At 69.6% G+C, this 19,113-nt stretch carries 7 protein-coding genes; 5 read left to right on the forward strand and 2 right to left on the reverse strand.

The window, feature by feature from the left end:
* The first annotated feature begins 101 nt into the window (after window positions 1-101).
* From AB0B66_RS37245 to AB0B66_RS37255, 3 genes are all read left to right on the forward strand, one after another.
* Entirely contained in the window at window positions 102-6,644 is a 6,543-nt protein-coding gene (locus AB0B66_RS37245) for a LamG domain-containing protein (protein ID WP_360539192.1), read from the forward strand.
* 13 nt (window positions 6,645-6,657) lie between these two features.
* A complete protein-coding gene (locus tag AB0B66_RS37250; RefSeq protein WP_360539193.1) occupies window positions 6,658-12,306 on the forward strand; it encodes an RHS repeat-associated core domain-containing protein in 5,649 nt (1,882 codons plus the stop codon).
* An 87-nt stretch (window positions 12,307-12,393) separates the two neighbouring features.
* Window positions 12,394-15,159, forward strand: coding sequence for a BTAD domain-containing putative transcriptional regulator (locus AB0B66_RS37255; RefSeq protein WP_360539194.1), 2,766 nt, complete (start codon window positions 12,394-12,396; stop codon window positions 15,157-15,159).
* A 182-nt stretch (window positions 15,160-15,341) separates the two neighbouring features.
* Here AB0B66_RS37255 and AB0B66_RS37260 read toward each other — a convergent pair whose 3' ends face one another.
* Window positions 15,342-16,736, reverse strand: a complete 1,395-nt coding sequence (locus AB0B66_RS37260) for a hypothetical protein (protein ID WP_360539195.1) — start codon at window positions 16,734-16,736, stop codon at window positions 15,342-15,344.
* Between the two features lie 289 nt (window positions 16,737-17,025).
* Here AB0B66_RS37260 and AB0B66_RS37265 point away from each other — a divergent pair, with 289 nt between their 5' ends.
* The gene (locus AB0B66_RS37265) at window positions 17,026-17,535 is read left to right on the forward strand and encodes a hypothetical protein (protein ID WP_360539196.1); all 510 of its coding nucleotides are present in this window, start codon (window positions 17,026-17,028) and stop codon (window positions 17,533-17,535) included.
* Between the two features lie 116 nt (window positions 17,536-17,651).
* Here AB0B66_RS37265 and AB0B66_RS37270 read toward each other — a convergent pair whose 3' ends face one another.
* On the reverse strand, window positions 17,652-18,086 hold the full coding sequence (locus AB0B66_RS37270; RefSeq protein WP_360539198.1) for a hypothetical protein: 435 nt from the start codon (window positions 18,084-18,086) through the stop codon (window positions 17,652-17,654).
* Between the two features lie 234 nt (window positions 18,087-18,320).
* Here AB0B66_RS37270 and AB0B66_RS37275 point away from each other — a divergent pair, with 234 nt between their 5' ends.
* On the forward strand, window positions 18,321-18,692 hold the full coding sequence (locus AB0B66_RS37275) for a TraR/DksA family transcriptional regulator (RefSeq protein ID WP_360539200.1): 372 nt from the start codon (window positions 18,321-18,323) through the stop codon (window positions 18,690-18,692).
* The last annotated feature ends 421 nt before the right edge of the window (window positions 18,693-19,113 follow it).

Genomic DNA, 19,113 nt, shown 5'->3' on the forward strand with positions numbered 1-19,113 from the left:
CACAGGCTGCTGCGGCATGCCTCGTGTTGACCGTCGGCGGGGCAGGACTGGTGACCACCGGGCGGCCGGCGGCACCGCGGGAAGTCGAGCCGATCTCGCGCGTGAGCGTGCAGGAGGCGCCGGACAGTGCTTCGGCGCTCGTGGCGGCGAAGCGGCAGCAGACGTCGGTGCGGGTGGCGGATCTGACGACCGAGACGCGGCTTGTGCAGGCGAAGCCGGACGGGCGCATGGCGGCGGAGATGACCACCGTGCCGGTGCGGGTGCGGCGCAACGGCGGTTGGCTGCCGATCGACACCACGCTTGAGGTCAAGCCGGACGGCTCGGTCGGCCCGCGTGTCGCGGCGACCGAGGTCGCGTTCTCGGGCGGGGGTGACGCCGCGATGGTGCGCTACGGCGTGGGCGCGTCGCGGGTCGGCTTCTCCTGGCCGAAGGCGCTGCCCAAGCCGGTGCTCAGCGGCGACACGGCGACCTATCACGAGGTGATGCCCGGCATCGACCTGGTGTTGAAGGCCGACAACGCCGGTTACACCCAGCACATCGTGGTCAAGACCCGTCAGGCGGCCGCTTCCGCGCGTCAGGTGCGGCTGGGCATGACGACCGAGCGGGTGAAGGTCGGCGTCGGACCCGACGGGTCGATCGAGGGCCGGGACCTGCAGGGGGAGCCGATCTTCCGGTCGCCGCCGTCGCTCATGTGGGACTCGGCGCCCCACCGCAAGGAGGCTCTGGCCGCCGTCGCGATCCGGGACAGGTCACTGGTGATCACGGCGGATCGCAAGCTGCTCGACGATCCCGACACGACGTTCCCGGTCACCATCGACCCGGCCCCGGCGCAGCTGGGCAAGTTCGCCTGGGGCGGGGTCTACTCGGGCAACGCCGGCCGCGCGTACTACAACAGCACCGCCGACCCGGCCGGCACCGCGCAGGTGGGTCTGTGCAACTGGTCCAACTGCAACGCGGTCGTCGGCGTCGCTCGCACCTACTTCCAGTACGACACCCGTTGGCTGGGCGGCAAGGAGTTCATCAAGGCGTTCGTCAACACCGTCGCGGTCTACCGGCCCGACTGCGGGGTCGTCAACCAGCACCTCTACTGGGCCGACGGTCAGTACGGCGCGGGCACGACCTGGAACAACCAGCCCGGCCACTGGGTGATCGACACCAAAGCGGTCGCCGGCGCGCGTTCCGGCTGCGCCGACCCCGGTGAGCACCATGTCGGCTTCGACACCAAGGGCCACATCCGGTTCGGCGACTTCTCCAGCTACTTTCTCGGCGCGGCCGACGAGGGCAACTCCAGCTACTGGCGCAAGTACGATCCGGGCCGCACCGTGCTGTACGTCGAATACAACACCAAGCCGAACAAGCCCACCGAGCTGTCGGTCTCGCCGACGCGAGCGGCGTGCAAGAACTGCGGCGGCAAGGTCTACCTCGGCGACGATCTGATCGATCTGCGCGCCCGGCTGACCGACCCCGACGGCGACCAGATGAGCCCCTACTGGCAGATCAACGGCGTCGGCGTCTGGGGCGGCGCGGTCAACTCCGGCGACCTGGCGGTCAGGACCTTCGACGCCCGCACGCAAGGTGATCAGACCACCATCGGCTGGGACGTGCACGCGGTCGACGCGCACTGGAGCCAGTACGAGGTCGGGCCTTCCTTCGTGGTCGACCGTAGGAGCCCGGTCAAAGCGCCGACGGTCACCGGCGACGTGTATCCCGCCGACAACCGCTGGCACGGGGGCACCACGGTTCCCGGCGTCTTCACGTTCACGCCCGACTTCGCCGCGGACGAGCTGCGCGACATCGACCATTACCGGTACGGCTGGGACGCCTCGGCTGTCGAGAAGCTCGACGCGAGTGCGCTGAACGCGTCCGCGTCGATCCTGCTCACGCCACCGGGGGACGGGCCGCGGGACCTCTACGTCTACGCCGCGGACCGGGCCGGGCGGCTCAGCCCGGTGACGATCCACCACTTCTATGTGCGTGCCGGCAACGGCCCGCTCGCCCAGTGGTCGTTCGAGGGGGACACCAAGGACACCGCGTTCCTCGGCTTCCGCGACGGCACACCGTCGGGCGGCACGGCCTACACCCCTGGGGCCGTGGGCAACGCCATGACGTTCGACCCGGCGACGACGGCGCACGTCAAGGCACCCAACACGGTCAACACGACGGCGGGCTTCAGCGTCTCGGCGTGGGTGAAGCTGGACACGGCGGTCGGTGCCCGGGCGATCGTGAGCCAGGGCGGTGACCGATTCCCGGGATTCGTCCTCTGGCACCGCGGCGACACGGCGGCCGGCGGCTCCCGCTGGGTCTTCGGCATGCCGGGCGTCCAGAACTCCGGCGAGTTCGCCGTCTCCGCCGAGACCGTCCAGACCGGCGTGTGGACCCACGTCACCGGTGTCTACGACGCGCAGGCGCGCAAGATGCGCATCTACGTCAACGGCGTGAAGAGCGGCGAGATCGACCGCACCCTGCCGGCGTGGAACGCGACGGGCGAGGTCCAGATCGGGCGGACCATGTGGGACGGCAGCCCCGGCGTCGACCATTTCCCCGGCTCGATCGACGAGGTCGCCATCTGGGATCGGGTCCTGTCCGACACCGAGGTGCGCACCGCCGTCAGCCGGGACAACGTCCAGGTCGGCCACTGGCGCTTCGATGAGCCCAATGGTCTGACGGCCGCGAACAGCGTCAGCGGCGGAGCCGCGGGCGTGCTCACCGGTGGGGCGTCGTTCACCACCCCGGGCATGGTCGACGGCTCGCTGCGGCTGGACGGCTCCACCGGCGCGGTGAGCATGGGCGGGCCGCTCGTGGACACCGACCGCAGCTTCACCGTCGCGGCGTGGGTGGAGCTCAGCAGGCAGGCCCCGGCCAACACCGCAGTGACGATGCTGTCGCAGGACGGGCAGCACTGCAGCGCCTTCGCCCTGCACTACCGCCCTGACCCCGGCAGCGCCGACAGCGGCCGCTGGTGGATGCTGCTGCCGAACACCGACGAGCCGACGCCGACCGCGAACACCATGGTCGGCAGCTCGGTCCCGGCCAAGGTGGGCCAGCGGGCCCACGTCGCCGCGGTCTACGACGCGAGCACCAAGTTGGTTCGGCTCTACGTGGACGGGCAGTCGGCCGGAGAGACGACCCGTGTCGGCGGCTTCCGCGCCGCCGGGGCGTTCACCGTCGGGCGGGGACGATGGAACGACGCCAGCACCGACTTCTTCCCGGGGCGCATCGACGAGGTGCGCGCCTACAGCCGCCCGCTCGGTCAGGCCGAGATCCAGGGCCTGGTGAGCCAGAACAACGTCACCGAGGGCCTGTGGCGGCTGGACGGGGGCCTGGCCGACACGTCGGGCAAGGGCCGCGATGCCGGCAAGGCCGACACGATCGGCTTCGCCGGCGGGCAGACCACCAGCCCCGACCCGGCCGACCTGGCCTTGGCGTTGGACGGCAACGGTCACGTCTCCGCCCCGAAGGCGCTGGACACCAGCCGCAGTTTCTCGGTCTCCGCCTGGGCGCGGCTGGACCGCGTCGGCGGCCACCCCGCGGTCGTGTCGCAGGACGGAACCCATGTGAGCGCGTTTCAGTTGCAGGCCACGCCGGACGGCCACTGGGCCTTCACGATGTTCAGCCATGACCGGGCCGACGGCGGCGACGTGCATCACCGGCTCGTGGGCCCGTCCGTGCAGGTGGGCGCGTGGACCCATCTGGCCGCCGTGTACGACGCGGCGACCCGTCAGGAGCACCTGTACGTCAATGGGGTGCTCGCGGGCACCGGCACCGCCCCGGCCATGTGGAACCACGCGACCGGCCAGTTGCAGATCGGTGCCGCGAAGTGGAACGGCACCCGCGTCGACCGGTTCCCGGGGGCGATCGACGACGTCGCGGTCTACAACCGCGTGCTGTTCGCCGACGAGGTCCGCACCCAGGCCGGACGGGACCTGAGCCTGGCACACCAGTGGACGTTCGACGAGCCCGGCGGCGCGAACGCCGCCGACGCTGTTGGCAGCCGCACGGCCTCGCTGTCCGGCGGCTACCAGCGTGCGGTCGGGCGATCCGGAAACGCGCTGCGCCTCAACGGCTCGAACGCCACCGCGACCACCGCCAAGGTCGACCTGCGCACCGACCGCAGCTTCACGGTGTCGGCGTGGGTGCACATGGACCCGGTGGACTGCGAAGACCCGTACGCCGGCTGCCGGCGCGACGCCGTGACCGTCGACGGTGCGCAGACCAGCAAGTTCCGGTTGGGCCACCTGGTCGACGACGGCGACAACCTGTCCGGATCGTGGATCTTCGAGATGCCGGAGAGCGACACGACCCCGGCCGTCGCGCGGGCCGCGGTCTCGGTCGCGCCCGGCGAGATCAACGCCTGGGTCCACCTGGTCGGCGTCTACGACGCGCCGTCCAAGACGATCTGGCTCTACGTCAACGCCGTACGGCAGAAGGACGGCGCGCTGGACACCTCGTGGCAGGCCACCGGCGGCCTGGCGGTCGGGCGGGGCAGGACGGCGGGACAATCCGCCAACCACTTCCCCGGACTCGTCGACGACGTGCGGCTGTACACAGGTGTGCTCGACAAGACCCGCGTCGCGGCGCTCAAGGCGTCCTACCCGAGCGAGGCCGCCACGGCCGCGGTGCCGACCGACCGGCTCGGCCACTGGACGTTCGACGAGATGACCGGCACCACCTCGGCCGACACCAGCGGGAACAACCGCCCGGTGACGATGGCAGGCGGGGCCGGTTGGATCGGTGGGCGTAGGAACGGCGGCTTCAAGCTGGACGGCACCTCGGCCTACGCCCAGACGGCGAGCAAGGTCGTCGACACCACGGGCAGTTTCTCGGTGTCGGCCTGGGCCTACCTGGAGGGCACCGACTACGGCAACCGCACGCTCGTGGCACAGGACGGCAACCGGGTGAGCGCGTTCTTGCTGCAATACAACAAGCAGGCGGGCAAGTGGGCGGTGATCGTGCCGTCGTCGGACGCCGACGACCCGCCGGCGGTGGTGCTCACCTCCGCCGAGGCGGCACCGGCCGGCGACTGGACCCACCTCGCCGTCACCTACTACAGCGGGCTCAAGCAGCTCAGGCTATACGTCAACGGGGTGCTGTCGGCGATGCGGGCCGAGGTGAGCACGATCGCGTCGACCGGTCCGCTGACGATCGGCCGCGCGAAATGGAACGGAGGCCTAGGCGACTACTACAGCCACGCCATCGACGATGTCCAGGTGTTCGGCCGGGTGCTGAGCGCGGGCGAGGTCCGTGCCGTCCACGACGACGCGAACGCCGGCGCCATGGGCCGATACACGTTCAACGGCGACACACCCAACGATTCGTCGTGGCGGGGCAACCACGCGACGGCGCACACCTCAGGAGTGTCGTACGGCCAGGGTTTCTCGGGCCGGGGGCTGGTCCTGGACGGCCAGTCGGGCCGGGTGGCCACCACCTGGCTCGGTATCTCCACCCGTGACAGCTTCACGGTCAACGCCTGGGTCAACCTGGCCCGCAAGGATCAGATCGCGACCGTCGTCGGTCAGGACGGCAGCCGCAACTCGTCGTTCTTCCTGCAGTACCGCCCGGGGCCCGACCGCTGGGTGTTCGGCCACCACCTGCAGGACGCCGACGCGTCGGGGGTCGAGTACGCGCAGTCGGTGCAGCCGCCGGTCGTAGGTCGGTGGACCTACGTGACCGGGGTCTACGACTACGCTGCCCGGCAACTGCGCCTGTACGTGGACGGCCAGCTCGCGGGCACCAAGCAGAACGTGGCGCTGTGGGTCGGCAACGGCAGGTTCACGATCGGCCGTTCTCAGGTGAACGGGCAGGCGGCGGAGTTCTTCCCCGGCACGATCGATGAGGTCACCACCTACCTGGGGATCCAGAACGGGACCGACATCACCCGCATGGGCTGGGCGGACGCCGCGGGTGGGCAGTTGGGCCGATACCTGAACGCCGCCGGCGACCACTACAGCGGGTCGACCAGCGCGACGGCCCGGCCGGGTTACCACTTCGAGGCCACCCTCGGCACGCTCGTCAGCGGCGACCGGCCGGACACCCGCTCGCTGTATGCCTGCACGACGGGCAACGACGCTTTCACCTCGACCGACCCCGCCTGCGAAGGTTCGACCGTGGTCGGCGAGATCGGCAAGGTCTACACCCGCCAGCCGACCAACGTGGCCACGATGGCGATCCACCGCTGCAACGACGGCCGTGATCGGTTCGAGTCCCGTAGGTCGGACTGCGCGGGCGCGACCAACGAGCAACTGCTCGGCTACACCCTGGCGTATGCCCAACTGGGACGGTCGATCACTGACGGCGACCACTGGCAGGGCGTCGACGGCGCGCCGTACGGCTACCGCTTCGAGGGCGGGGCCGGCTGGGTGCCGCTGCTCAGCCAACCGGGCACGGTCCCGCTGATCAGCTGCTACGACGGAGCGGACCAGTTCCTGTCCACCGATCCCGCCTGCGGTGGCAAGACCGTGGTCGGCACGATCGCCGAGATCTGGTCGACTGCGCCGTCCTCGGTGGAGAGCAAACCGGTCTTCTCCTGCCGGATCAACGGGCAGCGCTTCGTCGACTTCAGCTCCACCTGTGCCGGCTACACCGTCGTCGGGCGGCTCGGATTCGTGCTCCTCGGTGCCCCCAACCCGACCCCCATCCTCTCCTGAAAGGGCTGGCAACGTGCGATTGCCACGAGCTCACCGCCTCATTGCGGCGGCGCTGTCGGGTCTGATGGCCCTGACCCTCGTCACCGTCGTTGCGCCACGGGCCGCTGTGGCGGGTGGCCCGTCGGTCGACCTGCCCGACACCCCGTCCACCGCGATCACCACGCCGACCGTCGACGCGCCACGCCCACCCGATCAGGCATCCGCGTCGGAGCTGCACGGCGACCAGCCCGCAGGCACCGCGCCGCCGAGCGGAGGCGGCACGGCCACGGCCACGTCGCTGTCGCCGTCGGCCAGTTGGGACGTGTCACCGCATACCGGCGACTTCACCTGGTCGTACCCACTGCGGGTGCCGCCGGCGGCGGGCGGCCTGGAGCCATCCCTGAGCCTGTCCTATTCCTCCTCCACGGTCGATGGCCGCACGAGCACGACCAACAACCAGTCGTCCTGGATCGGCGACGGCTGGGATCTTCAGCCCGGTTACATCGAGCGGACCTACGGCGGATGCGCCGACGACGACGCCGGTGGCACGGTGCCGCCGAAAACCGGTGACCTGTGCTGGCGCAACGACAACGCGACGGCGAGCCGCGCCGGTCTGCTGATCAACGAATCGGGGCAGCGCTGGCGGGCCAAGAGCGACGACGGCTCCCGGATCGACCGGCTGACCGGCGTGGCCAACGGCGACGACGACGGCGAGCACTGGCGGATCATCACCCCCGACGGCACGCAGTACTTCTACGGCTCGCGTCCGGAGTCGAAGTCGACCTGGACCGTGCCGGTCTTCGGTGACGACGTGGGGGAGCCGTGCCACGGCGGCACGTACGACAGCTCGCGGTGTACGCAGGCGTGGCGGTGGAACCTCGACAAGGTCGTGGACGCCCACGGCAACATGATGATCTACAGCTATGACATCGAGACCAACAAGTACGGGCTGAACCTCAAGGACGACGCGGTCGGCTACGTCCGGGGCGGTTACCTGCGCACCATCGACTATGGTCTGCGGGCCGACGGCTCGGTGGCCGCGAGCGGGCAGGTCGAGTTCACCACCGCGGGCCGGTGTGTGCCCGGCAGTGACTGCACTCCCGGCAAGCCGGACAACTGGCCGGACGTGCCGTGGACGAGCAACTGCGACGGTGCCACGTGCGTCGGCAACTACGCCCCGACGTTCTGGAACACCAAGCGCCTGAGCAAGATCGTCACCCGGGTGCGTGGTGCCGGCGGTCTGACAGACGTGGACTCGTGGACGCTGCAGCACTCGTTCCCCGACCCGGGCGACCGGGAGAAGGCCGGGCTCTGGCTGAAGTCGATCGTCCACGCCGGGCATGTCGACGGGAATGCGGCGCTGCCCGCCGTGACGTTCGAGGGCACCGCCAAACCGAACCGGGTCGCCGTCACCACCGGCGTCGGTCCGCTGAACCGCTACCGCATCACCGGCATCGTCTCGGAGACCGGCGGGACCATCGCCGTCGTCTACGCGGCCCCCGACTGCGTGGAGGGCGTGTCGATGCCCGGCAGCCCCGAGACGAACACCAAGCGGTGCTACCCGGTGAAATGGACGCCCCCGGGCGGCAACGAGCGCACCGAGTACTTCCACAAGTACGTCGTCGCCGAGATCGTCGAGTCCGACCGTTACGACGGCACGAGCGAGCAGCGCACCGCCTACGACTATCTCGACGGCGCCGCCTGGCACTGGGAGACGTCGGAGTTCAGCGACGAGGACCGCAAGACGTACGGCGAGTTCCGCGGCTTCGGCCGGGTGCGGTTGCGCAAGGGTGCCCAGAGTGATCCGGCGGGCCCGATCAGCGAGGTCGAGCAGCGGTTCTACCGGGGCATGGACGGCGACCGCCTGCCGGGCGACCGGCAACGCTCGATCAAGGTGACCGATTCGCGCGGCGGCGAGTACGCCGACTCCGACTGGCTGGCGGGCACCGAGTTCGAGACGGCGACGTTCGACGGCGTCGGCGGGGCGACGGTCCGGACCGCGATCACCGTGCCGGTCGTGCAGGGACCCAACGCGACACGTGGCGCGGTGAAGTCCTACCTGGTGCGCCCCGGGACGGTCACCGAGCACGTGGCGTTGACCGGCGACCAGTGGCGCACCACCCGGGTCGCCACGAAGTACGACGACCGCGGCCAGGAGATCGAGGTCGACGACGCCGGAGACGTGGGCAGGTCCGACGACGACCAGTGCACCCGCACATCGTATGCCCGCAACGACGATAAGTGGATCATCTCGGTGCCGTACCGCGTCTGGACGGTCGGTGTGCGCTGCTCGGAGGAGCCGACCGACACGATCGCCGACACCCGCCGGGGCTACGACGGGCTGCCGGTCGGCACCGCGCCGGCGGCCGGTGACCTCACGCGCACCGAGGAGCTCACCGAGTCGGGGTACCTCGTGACGGCGACCGCTGCCTTCGACGTGCACGGCCGTGTCACCAGCAGCAAGGACGCGCTGGGCAACGAGACCCGCACGGCATACACCCCGGCGGTCGGCGGGCCGATGACCAACACCGCGGTGACCAACGCGCTGGGCCACGTCACCCGCACCACGTTCGCTCCCGCCTGGGGCCAGGCCACACTGCTGATCGACGCGAACCTGCGCCGCACCGAGACGACCTACGACGCGCTCGGCCGGGCCACCGCGATCTGGCTGCCCAACCGCAAACGCTCGCAGCTCGAATCGGCGAGCATGACGTTCGGCTACCTGATCCGCGACAACGGCACGACCGTCATCACCACCGACACCATCAACGCCCGCGGCGGCTACACGTCCAAGAAGGAGATCTACGACCCGCTGATGCGGCTGCGCCAGGTGCAGACACCCGCCCCGGGCGGCGGCCGACTGCTGACCGACACCCGCTACGACTCGCACGGCCGGGCGTACTTCGCCAGCTCACCGTACTTCCACAACTCGGCGCTCGACGACAGGCTGTGGGTGGCATCCGAGGTCGACAAACTCGGCGCGACGATGACGACGTTCGACGGCGCGGGCCGGGTCGTCGCGTCGGCGTTCCGGGGCGGCGGCGTCGAGAAGTGGCGCACCACCCAGGTGCACGACGGCGACCGGGTCCGGGTCACCCCGCCGCCGGGCGGCACACCGTTCGTCAAGGTCAGCGACGCCCGTGGCCGCACCGTCGAGCTCCGGCAGGGCAGCACGCCCGACATTACGCGATACACCTACACCAACAGCGGTCAACTGGCCTCCATCGTCGACGCGATGGGCAACACGTGGCGCTACGCCTACGACCAGCGGGGCAACCTGGTGCGGTCGGAGGACCCGGACAAGGGCGTGGTCACCATGGCCTACGACGAAGCCCGGCGTATGGTCGCCACGACCGACGCCCGCGCGGTCACCCTGCACACCGGCTACGACGCGCTGGGCCGCCGGACGAGCATGTCGCAGGCCGGCAGCCTGCTCGCGTCGTGGTCCTACGACACCGCGCCCGGGGGCAAGGGCCTGGCCGCCACCTCCACCCGCCACGTCGGGTCCGCGGCGTACAAGACCTCGATCGGCTCCTACAACCAGCTCAGCAAACCCCTGTCGATGACGGTGACGATCCCCGAGCAGGAGCAGACCCTGGCGGGCACCTACACCACCGAGCTGCGTTACGACTACGACGGCGTGCTCGCCTCGCAGATCATGCCCGCCATCGGCTCGCTGCCTGCTGAGGGGGTGGTCCATGAGCGCTCCGAGCTGGGTATGCCGACCATCACCCGGGGCGGATTCGACGGCCAGACGTTGCACTACGTGACCGACACCCTCTACACGCGGCTCGGCGAGACGGCGCGCGTGCAGTTCGGCGAGGGCACCAAGCGGGCCTGGCAGTCTTACTACTACGACGCGCACACCCGCAGACTGGACCGGACGATCGCCGACGTGGAGGCGCCCGCGCCGATGCAGGCCGATCAGCGCTACGCCTACGACCCGGCCGGCAACATCACCTCGATCGTGGACGCGCCACTCAACCGCACCCCCGACACGCAGTGTTTCCGCTACGACTACCTGCGACGCCTGACCGAGGCATGGACTCCGGCGCAGGGATGTGACACGACCGCGCTCGGCGGACCCGCGGCCTACCGGCAGGCGTTCACCTACGACAAGGCAGGCAACCGGCTCACGGCCGCCACCGAGGCGGGCACCGCCACCTACACCTACCCGGCCGCCGGGTCACCCCGCCCCCATGCGGTGCAGTCGGTGAGCCCAGGAGGTTCATACGAATACGACGCGACCGGCAACACGACCGTCCGGCCCGGGCAGGAACTGCAGTGGGACGCCGAGGGCCGGGTCAACGCGATCACGACAGCGGCCGGGGCGACGACCTTCGTATACGACGCGAACGGGTCGCGGCTCATCCGGCGCACACCGCAGAGCACCACGCTCTACCTCGACGGGCAGGAGCTCACGCTCAACCGGAGTGCGGGCACCTTGACGCCGACCCGGTACTACGCACACGCGGGCAAGACGGTCGCCGTGCGCACCGGCGGCAAGCTGTACTGGCTGCTCGGCGACCACCAGGGCACCTCGCAGCTGGCGGTCGACGCGGACACGATGGCGGTCCGGCAGCAGCGGCGCACGCCGTTCGGCGGGACCCGCGGCACCTCCGCGAGTCTGCCCGGTGAGAAGGACTTCGTGGGCGGCACCCGGGATGCGACCACGGCGCTCGTCCACGTGGGCGCACGCGAGTACGATCCCGTCCTCGGCCGGTTCATCTCCGTGGACCCGGTGATGGGCAACGAGCCCCAGTTGATGAACGCCTACGCGTACAGCAACAACAGCCCGGTCACGTTCAGCGACCCGACCGGCCTGTACTGCGACAGCTGCGACTACTACCACCACAAGAACGGCGAGTCCAGCGTCTGGAGCCCAGAGGTCCAGCGGACGTCGTTCTGCGACAGTTGCGAGTACTACTCGGTCAAGAACAACACCGCCAGTGCCTGGAACCAGCGCCAGTACACCGCGGCCGAGCGTCCGACGGTCTTCGCCGAAAGCGAGAAGATCAACGAACGCGTCGCCGCCGAGCAGCGCGCCGCCGAGCAAGCCCGCCAGCAGGAGCAATCGTGCAACGCCAGCTTCTGGTGCCGAGCCGGCCGCGTGGCCAAGTCGGTAGCCACCAGCTCGGCGTTCGGGTACGTAGCCGGTGCGCTGAGCATCGCCGGAATCTTCTGCCCCGTATGCGGTGTCATCGGACTGGCGATGAGTGCCGTCTCGGCCGCCGTGTCCTGCGGTGACGCCGCCTTCGGCGGCGGGAGCTGGGGGCAGTGCGCCGTCGGGGCAGCCGGGGTGCTCGTCGGCGGCGCCGGCATGGTCGCAGCGAGATCGTTGAGCGCAACGACCAGACTCGGCGCCCCCAGCATCGGCGACGACACCGTCGTCAACCTCGTCGACGGCGACGTCTACGGCACGGTCGTGCAGATCGGCTCGGTCGGCCACCACAGCGGCAACCTCAACGTCGTCAACATCATCAACGGCGACGTGTACGGCACGGTTCTGCAGATCGGCGCGATCGGCCGCGTCTCCGGCAACCTCAACGTCACCAACGTCATCAACGGCACCGTCTACGGCACGTCCACCCGGATCAAGAGTATCGACGAAACCGTCCACGTCGCTCACCCCAACGGCACCGTGACATTCAGCCCGTCGGGCGACATGACGATCACTCCATGATGGACGGAGGCAGTCCGCGTCGCCCCTGTGACGTGGGCTGCCTCACCGTCCGGGGCATTTGTCGCCGTCACATGGCACGCTGTCCGCGTGCGGTTGCAGGCGCGGCTACTCGGTCCGCTGGAGGTCTCGGTCGACGGGATGCCCGTCCGCCTGACCGGCAGGCCGAGCGGCCTGTTCGCGGTGCTGGCGATGTCAGCCGGATCCGTCGTGTCCGCCGAACGTCTTGCCACGGCGGTGTGGGGCGACGATCTGCCCGGCAACCCACGGGCGAGCGTGCAGACGAACATGACCCGGCTGCGGCAGCTGATCGGGGCGCAGTTCGTCGAGACGACGGCCGTCGGCTACCTGCTGCGGGTCCCGCCCGAGCAGGTCGACGCGCTGCGTTTCCTGGAACTGATCGACCTTGCCGCAGCCGCCCCGGACCCCGGCACCGAGTCACGCACGCTCACCGACGCACTCGCGCTGTGGCGCGGCGACCCGTTCGAAGGCATGCGCTCGGTCTGGCTCGCCGAGGCGGAGACCCCGCGCCTGGTCGAGCGCTACCTCGACGCCACCGAACGCCGCATCGACCTGGACCTGGCCGCCGGCCGATACGACGGGCTCGTCAGCGAGCTGCGTGACCTGATCGTCCGGCACCCGCTGCGGGAATCGCTGTGGGCCAGGCTCCTGGGCACACTCGACGCAGCCGGCCGCCGCGCGGAGGCGCTGGAACAGTACGAGACGATCCGGCGGCGCCTTTCCGAGGAGCTGGGCACCGATCCCGGCCCGCAACTGCGCGAGATTCATGTGAAGCTGCTGGGCGCAGCACCGTCCACGGCTCCGGCGGCGGCACCCGCGCCGCAGGTGATCGTGCCCCGTCAACTGCCGATGGACCACGCCGGATTCGTCGGCCGGGACAAGGCCCTGGCCGCCATGGACAGCCGGCTCGGCGACGCGACCTCACCGACCGTGATCACGTTGATCGGCGGTGCCGCCGGAGTGGGCAAGACAGCCCTGGCCATCCGCTGGGCGCATCGCGTCGCACCGTGGTTCCCGGACGGACAGCTGCACGCCAACCTGCGCGGATTCGACCCCTCCGGCACACCCCGCACACCACAGGAGGTGCTGCGCGGGTTCCTCACGGCGCTGCAAGCGAACGGGCAACAGGTGCCGCACGGGCTCGACGCCCAGGTCGGGCTCTACCGCAGCCTGCTGTCCACACGGCGCATGCTGATCGTGCTCGACAACGCCCGCGACGCCGAGCAGGTGCGCCCGCTGCTGCCCAGCTCACCCGGCAGCCACGTCGTGGTGACCAGCCGCGACGACCTGACCGGCTTGATCGTCGCCGAGGGTGCCCGCCCGCTCCCTCTCGACGTGCTCACCCCCCAGGAAGGCTGGCAGCTCCTCGAACAGCGGCTCGGGGCGCAACGGGTGCACAGCGACCCGTCCGCGACCGACGAGGTGATCGAGCGGTGCGCCCGGCTCCCGCTGGCGCTGTCCGTCATGGCGGCCCGCGCGGCGCGGCGCCCGGACACACCGATGCGGGCGCTCGCGCTGGAGCTGGCCAACACCCGGTCCGAGCTGGACGCGTTCGCCCTCAACGATCCGATGACCGATGTGCGGGCGGTGTTCTCGTGGAGCTACCGCACCCTCACCGACGCGGCTGCCCGGCTGTTCCGGCTGCTGAGCGTCCACCCCGGTCCGGAGGTGTCGGTGGCGGCGGCGGCCGCAGCCGGGGGCCTGCCGATCCCGCACACTCGCCGGCTGCTCAGCGAACTGCACACCACCCACATGATCACCGAGTCGGCCGGCGACCGCTTCGCCTTCCACGACCTCCTGCGGGCCTACAGCGCCGAGCAGGCGCAGCAGATCGACACCGAGCAGCAGCGGCACGAGGCGCTGCTGCGAGTGCTCGACCACTACCTCCAGACGGCGAACGCGGCATCGGTCGCGCTGGACCCGTACCGGGTGCCGATCCCGATCGGCCGGCCCCGCGACGGAGTGACCGTCGAGCCGATCGGGGACCATCGCGAGGCGGTCAGGTGGTTCACCACGGAACGGCCCGCGCTCGTCGCCGCGATCCCACGCGCCGTGGACGCGCGTGCCGATGACTTCGCGTGGCGGATCGCGTGGGCCGTCTCGGGTTTCCTGGACATGGCCGGCTACTGGGATGAGCGGGCCGCGGCGATCCACGCGACGCTGCACATCTCGCCCCAGGACACCGACTGGCCGTGGCAGGCGATCGGGCACCGCTCGCTGGGACACGCGTACGTCCGGATGGGGCGCTTCGCCGACGCGCACCGTCATCTCAGCCAGGCGCTGGAACTGTTCCGCCGGCGCGGCGACCAGGTCGGGCAGGCCCGCACCCACCTCAACATCGGCATCGTCCTGGACCGGCAGCGCGAGCACGCGCAGGGGCTCACGCACAGTCTCGCGGCGCTGAGCCTGTATCGCGCGGAGGGGCATCTGGCCGGACAGGCCGACGCGCTCAACGCCGTCGGATGGGACCATGCGCAGTTGGGTGACTTCGAGCAGGCGTTGACGTACTGCCGGCAGTCGCTCGACGTCCATCTGCAGCTCGATCACCGGCACGGGCAGGCGGACGTGTGGGACAGCCTCGGTTACATCCAGCGCAGCCTGGGGCGATACGAGGACGCGTACGCGAGCTACCGACAAGCCATCGACATCTTCCGGGACCTCGGCGACCGGTTCGACGAAGCGACCACGCTGGTCAACCTCGCCGACTCGCAGGTGGCCGCGGGAGATCCGGCAACGGCTCGGCGCACATATCTGGACGCGCTGGCGATCTTCGACGAGTTGCGACACCCTGACGCGGCGATCGTTCAGAGTAAACTGGCTGCGCTTCGACACTGAGCATGCGAAGTATTCCCGCGGTGCGAGTTATGTGTGCTCACCGAAACGAGCGTCCACGCTCCGACGAGTTCGGAAAGGCGAGGACGGCAGCCAAAGGGACCGCCGTTCCAGCGGGCAGAAACCGTAGGCGCGAGAGGCGCGTAGTCGAAGGTGCCGTCTGGCATCTCCAGGAATGTCGTTCGTCAGCCGTCGGCGGCCGACATGCCACCGCTCCAGTCCGTGGCGCGGCTCGACGCGATCAGGACGCGCTGGGTAATGAAACGGAGCAGGTGCAGGTCGTGTCGCAGCAGCTTGCTTTCGCGGTCGAAAGGCCGTATCGCACGCGTGGCGGCGTCGAAACCTTCCTTGTTGTGCACGATGCGGCAGCGTATGTCGTATACGCGTTCGGCGACCTGGCTCACCAGCCGGAACTTCTGGTCGGCTGGGTTGATCAAACGGACACCGCTGATTCTGGTCCTGTCCCCGAGGGCTTTCGCGGTCGCGGGTCTGTCCTCGAGAAAGGACGTGACGGAGTGATCCTCGACGCAGGATGCGATGGTCGCGGCGAGCTGTTCGCGTTCACTGAGCCTGGTGCGGCCGTCGGGGCTGACCGCGTCGAGCAGTCGCCCCAGGGCGACATCGTCATCGTGACGGAAGCTCGGGTCCTTGAGCAGGTTGCGCAGTCGCATGAGCGTTGTTTCACGAGAGTATGCCGCGAAGTACGATTCGAGTACCTGGTAGTACGCGAGGTACTCCAGCAGGGGGGTGTTGATCAGGCGCCGCGCGTACAGGTACAGGGCTGCGGCGTCCCAGCTGTAGCGGGTGGTGGGAAACTGCGGGGTAGCCGAGCTGGGCAGCTCCTTGTCGTATTCCTCTGATGCGAGCAGCTTCACGTCCAGCGCTGGTTTCAGTTCGCCGGTCAGGCCGTAACTGATGTCGAGGTCGATGAAGATCGAGGTCGACAGGTCGCGCAGCAGTGCCAATGCCTCGTCGTGGCGCGTGGTCTTGACTCCTCGAATGATGAGGCTGTTGCCATATGTCGACGGCACTGTCCTGAAGGCAGCCAATTGCGGCAGCAACATCGAGCGTAGCTCCACCGAGAGAATGCCCTGACGATCGGTCACCGTCAGGCTGCGTGGGGCCAGCGGATCACCGAGGGCCGCCGGAAAGCCGAGAAGATTCGGTATGTCCGTCGTCGTGCTGTCTTGGGTTTCGTCAGGCGGTAGCAGTGTGGCACTCGACAGTCGGTACAGCCCGGTGCCGCTCAGTTCCACCTCGGCCATGATCTGCCCTGCATCCGGGTCGAGTATCGCCTGGTAAGGACCCAGAGGTGTCCAGCGTTCGAAGTTGAACCTGGCGAGCGCCGCCGCCTCCGAGGCATTGAGGTGAATCGAGCGGACACCGCGACCCGACTTCAATTCCAGTCGCAGATTCAACGGTCCTTCGAGCGCGCCGCTCCGGGGGTCTTTGAAGCGTGTCCACCAGGCTGCGTGGCCGGCGTCGACCGCCCTTTGCGCGACCTCTTCCAGCGCAGGATCCGGTTCCGGCACCGCTGGGGCGGGTGAATCATCGGGGCCATCCTTGGCAGCGGTATTCACGATGACGAGGATGACATCCGCTGTCGTGTCGGCTCAATCGAATTGTGTGCTCGGCGTGCATGAACGGTCATGTTGCCTGGAACTCCCGAAATCATGGGTGGCGGGTGCGAACGTCAGGCGCTCGACGGCCTCCCGCAGGCACAAGCATTCGACGACTACGACCGCGACGTCCACCTGCCGATAGCTGTGAACCTGCAAGGCCGCACATCCGAGCCGGAGGACCGATGCCGGGGCTCGGCGAGTCGCGTATGAATGACGATTAGTTCCATCCGAGGTGGAGGAGAGCGTCATGCCCTCATCGGGGTACCCGGTGCAGTCACGCGCAAGTTCGGCGCAGACCAGCGCGCCCCAGGCGCCGTCCGGTAGCACCACGGCACTGCTGCGGATGTACAACCCCGTCAGCCGGGATCACCTCTACACCACCTCGGCCGCTGAACGCGACGACGCGGTCGCAGACTTCGGCTACGTCGACGAGGGCGTCGCCTGCCGGGTGTTCGCGACCGCAGGCACGGGCACCGTGCCGCTGCTGCGGATGTACAAGCCGGGCACCGGGGATCACTTCTACACCACCTCGGTGGCCGAACGGGACCGTGCGGTCGCCACGCACGGCTACGTCGACGAAGGCGTCGCCTGCCACGTGCTTCCAAGTGCCGGCACGGGCACGACACCGCTGCTGCGGACGTACAAGCCGGCCACCGGGGATCACTTCTACACCACCTCGGCGGCCGACCGGGACAACGCGATCGCCACCCACGGCTACGCCGATGAAGGCGTCGCCTGCCACGTCCACCCGGCCTGACGCGGCAACGGAGCCGGGAAGCGGGTCCCGGCTGGGGCGACCTCCTGAGTCGGACACCTTCTGACGTGGCATTCTGCCGGGGGTCGCCAGGGCCACGAGGGCGAGCGGCCCCGACCTCAGTAAGCGTGGTCGGTGCAGACCCGCCAGCCCGCCTTCTCGTCGGTCATGGGCAGCGTGATCTGCTCGCCGTGGCAGTCGGAGTAGCGTAGCTCGACGTCGACGCCGTACGCGACGCCGCCCTCGGTGCTGCGGTAGACGTGCCCTTCGAGGATGCGGTATCCGGTCAGGTGCGGCTCCATGCCCCGGTCGGCTCGCCAGTTCTGGAACGACACCCGGTCACGGCGACGCTGGCACAGCAGCTCGTAGCCGGTGACGCGGTCTCCGGCGATCAGGGCGTCGAGATACGCGGCCGCCGGTCCGGGCAGTTCCTTCACCGTCTGCCGGTCGGCGAAGAACGCGTACGTGAAGTGTGCGGGAACACCCAGGCAGACGGCGACGATCATCACCACGGCCGGCCAAGGGACACGTGTGCGCGGGGGCTGCTCGCTCACGCCCGCAGCGTAGGCGTCGTGCACAACCGGTCGCGCGGGTCGCGCGGACGGCGGGAGCCCGTCGGGTGTCGGTGCGGCCCGTGGCGTCGTGGCCGTCAGCGCGCAGGCGGGTCTGGACTGCTCATCGGACAGCTGCACCGTCGCGGCGGCTCGTCCGGCCGGGCTGCGCCGCATCGGTTTAAGACGTCCAAGGCTGGGAAGTCGAGTCCAGACGTTATGTATGGGAGGACGACGATGACTGCTGTCGCCGAGGGCTTGGACATGGCCGCGATCGGTCGGCTGCTTCGCCAGCGCTACGCCGACACCGCCGGGCAGGTGGGTCGCCTGCGGGCGCAGACCGCGTCCGTGCTGGGAGCGCATGACGCCGGCTCCGGTGACGCCGCCGACGCCGGCACGATGGCGCTGGAGACCGCTGAGCAGGCGATGGTGACCACTGCGTTGCAGGAGCAGCTGGTTCGGCTGCAGGCAGCTCTGGACCGCCTCGACGCCGGCACCCTCGGGGTGTGCGGGCGATGTGGTGAGCAGGTCCCGCTGACCCGGCTGCAGGTGATGCCGTGGGCTACCCACTGCGTGCCATGCCAGAGCATCGTGGACCGATACCGCTGAATCCTGAGGCGCACGCCGGCGCTGGCCGAACATGAGATTCACGCGGAGTTGACGAGGGCCGTGTCCGGGCCGAGTCGGGCGGCGATCTGCTCGTGGATGGCGGCCGGTGAGCGCCCCATGAACCGGTCCACGACCTCGTCCTCCGTCAGCGGCCACGCCAGCTCGGCTCGAGGGCGACCTGGACACGGGCGGCGATGGGCTCGATGTCGACCAGTACACCGTCGCAGTCGAAGATGACGAGTTCAATGGGCTTGATCATTCCCGCAGCATAGGCATTGCTACGCACGCTGCGGCGGCCTGCGCGAGCACGACCGGGACGCCGTTCTGGACCTGGGCGCCGGCGCGGCGGCCGGGCTGACGGCCCTGCGGGAGTGAATCTCGGCCGGCTCGTCGTTGTTCACACTGGAGGCGGCCAGGGCCA

It is taken from the genome of Catellatospora sp. NPDC049111 (assembly GCF_040648615.1).
GTDB lineage: Bacteria > Actinomycetota > Actinomycetes > Mycobacteriales > Micromonosporaceae > Catellatospora > Catellatospora aurea.

Excerpts from the sequence above, each read along its gene's own strand:
- AB0B66_RS37275 (WP_360539200.1), top strand. The coding sequence starts at position 18,321 with ATGACTGCTGTCGCCGAGGGCTTGGACATGGCCGCGATCGGTCGGCTG.
- AB0B66_RS37265 (WP_360539196.1), top strand. The coding sequence starts at position 17,026 with ATGCCCTCATCGGGGTACCCGGTGCAGTCACGCGCAAGTTCGGCGCAG.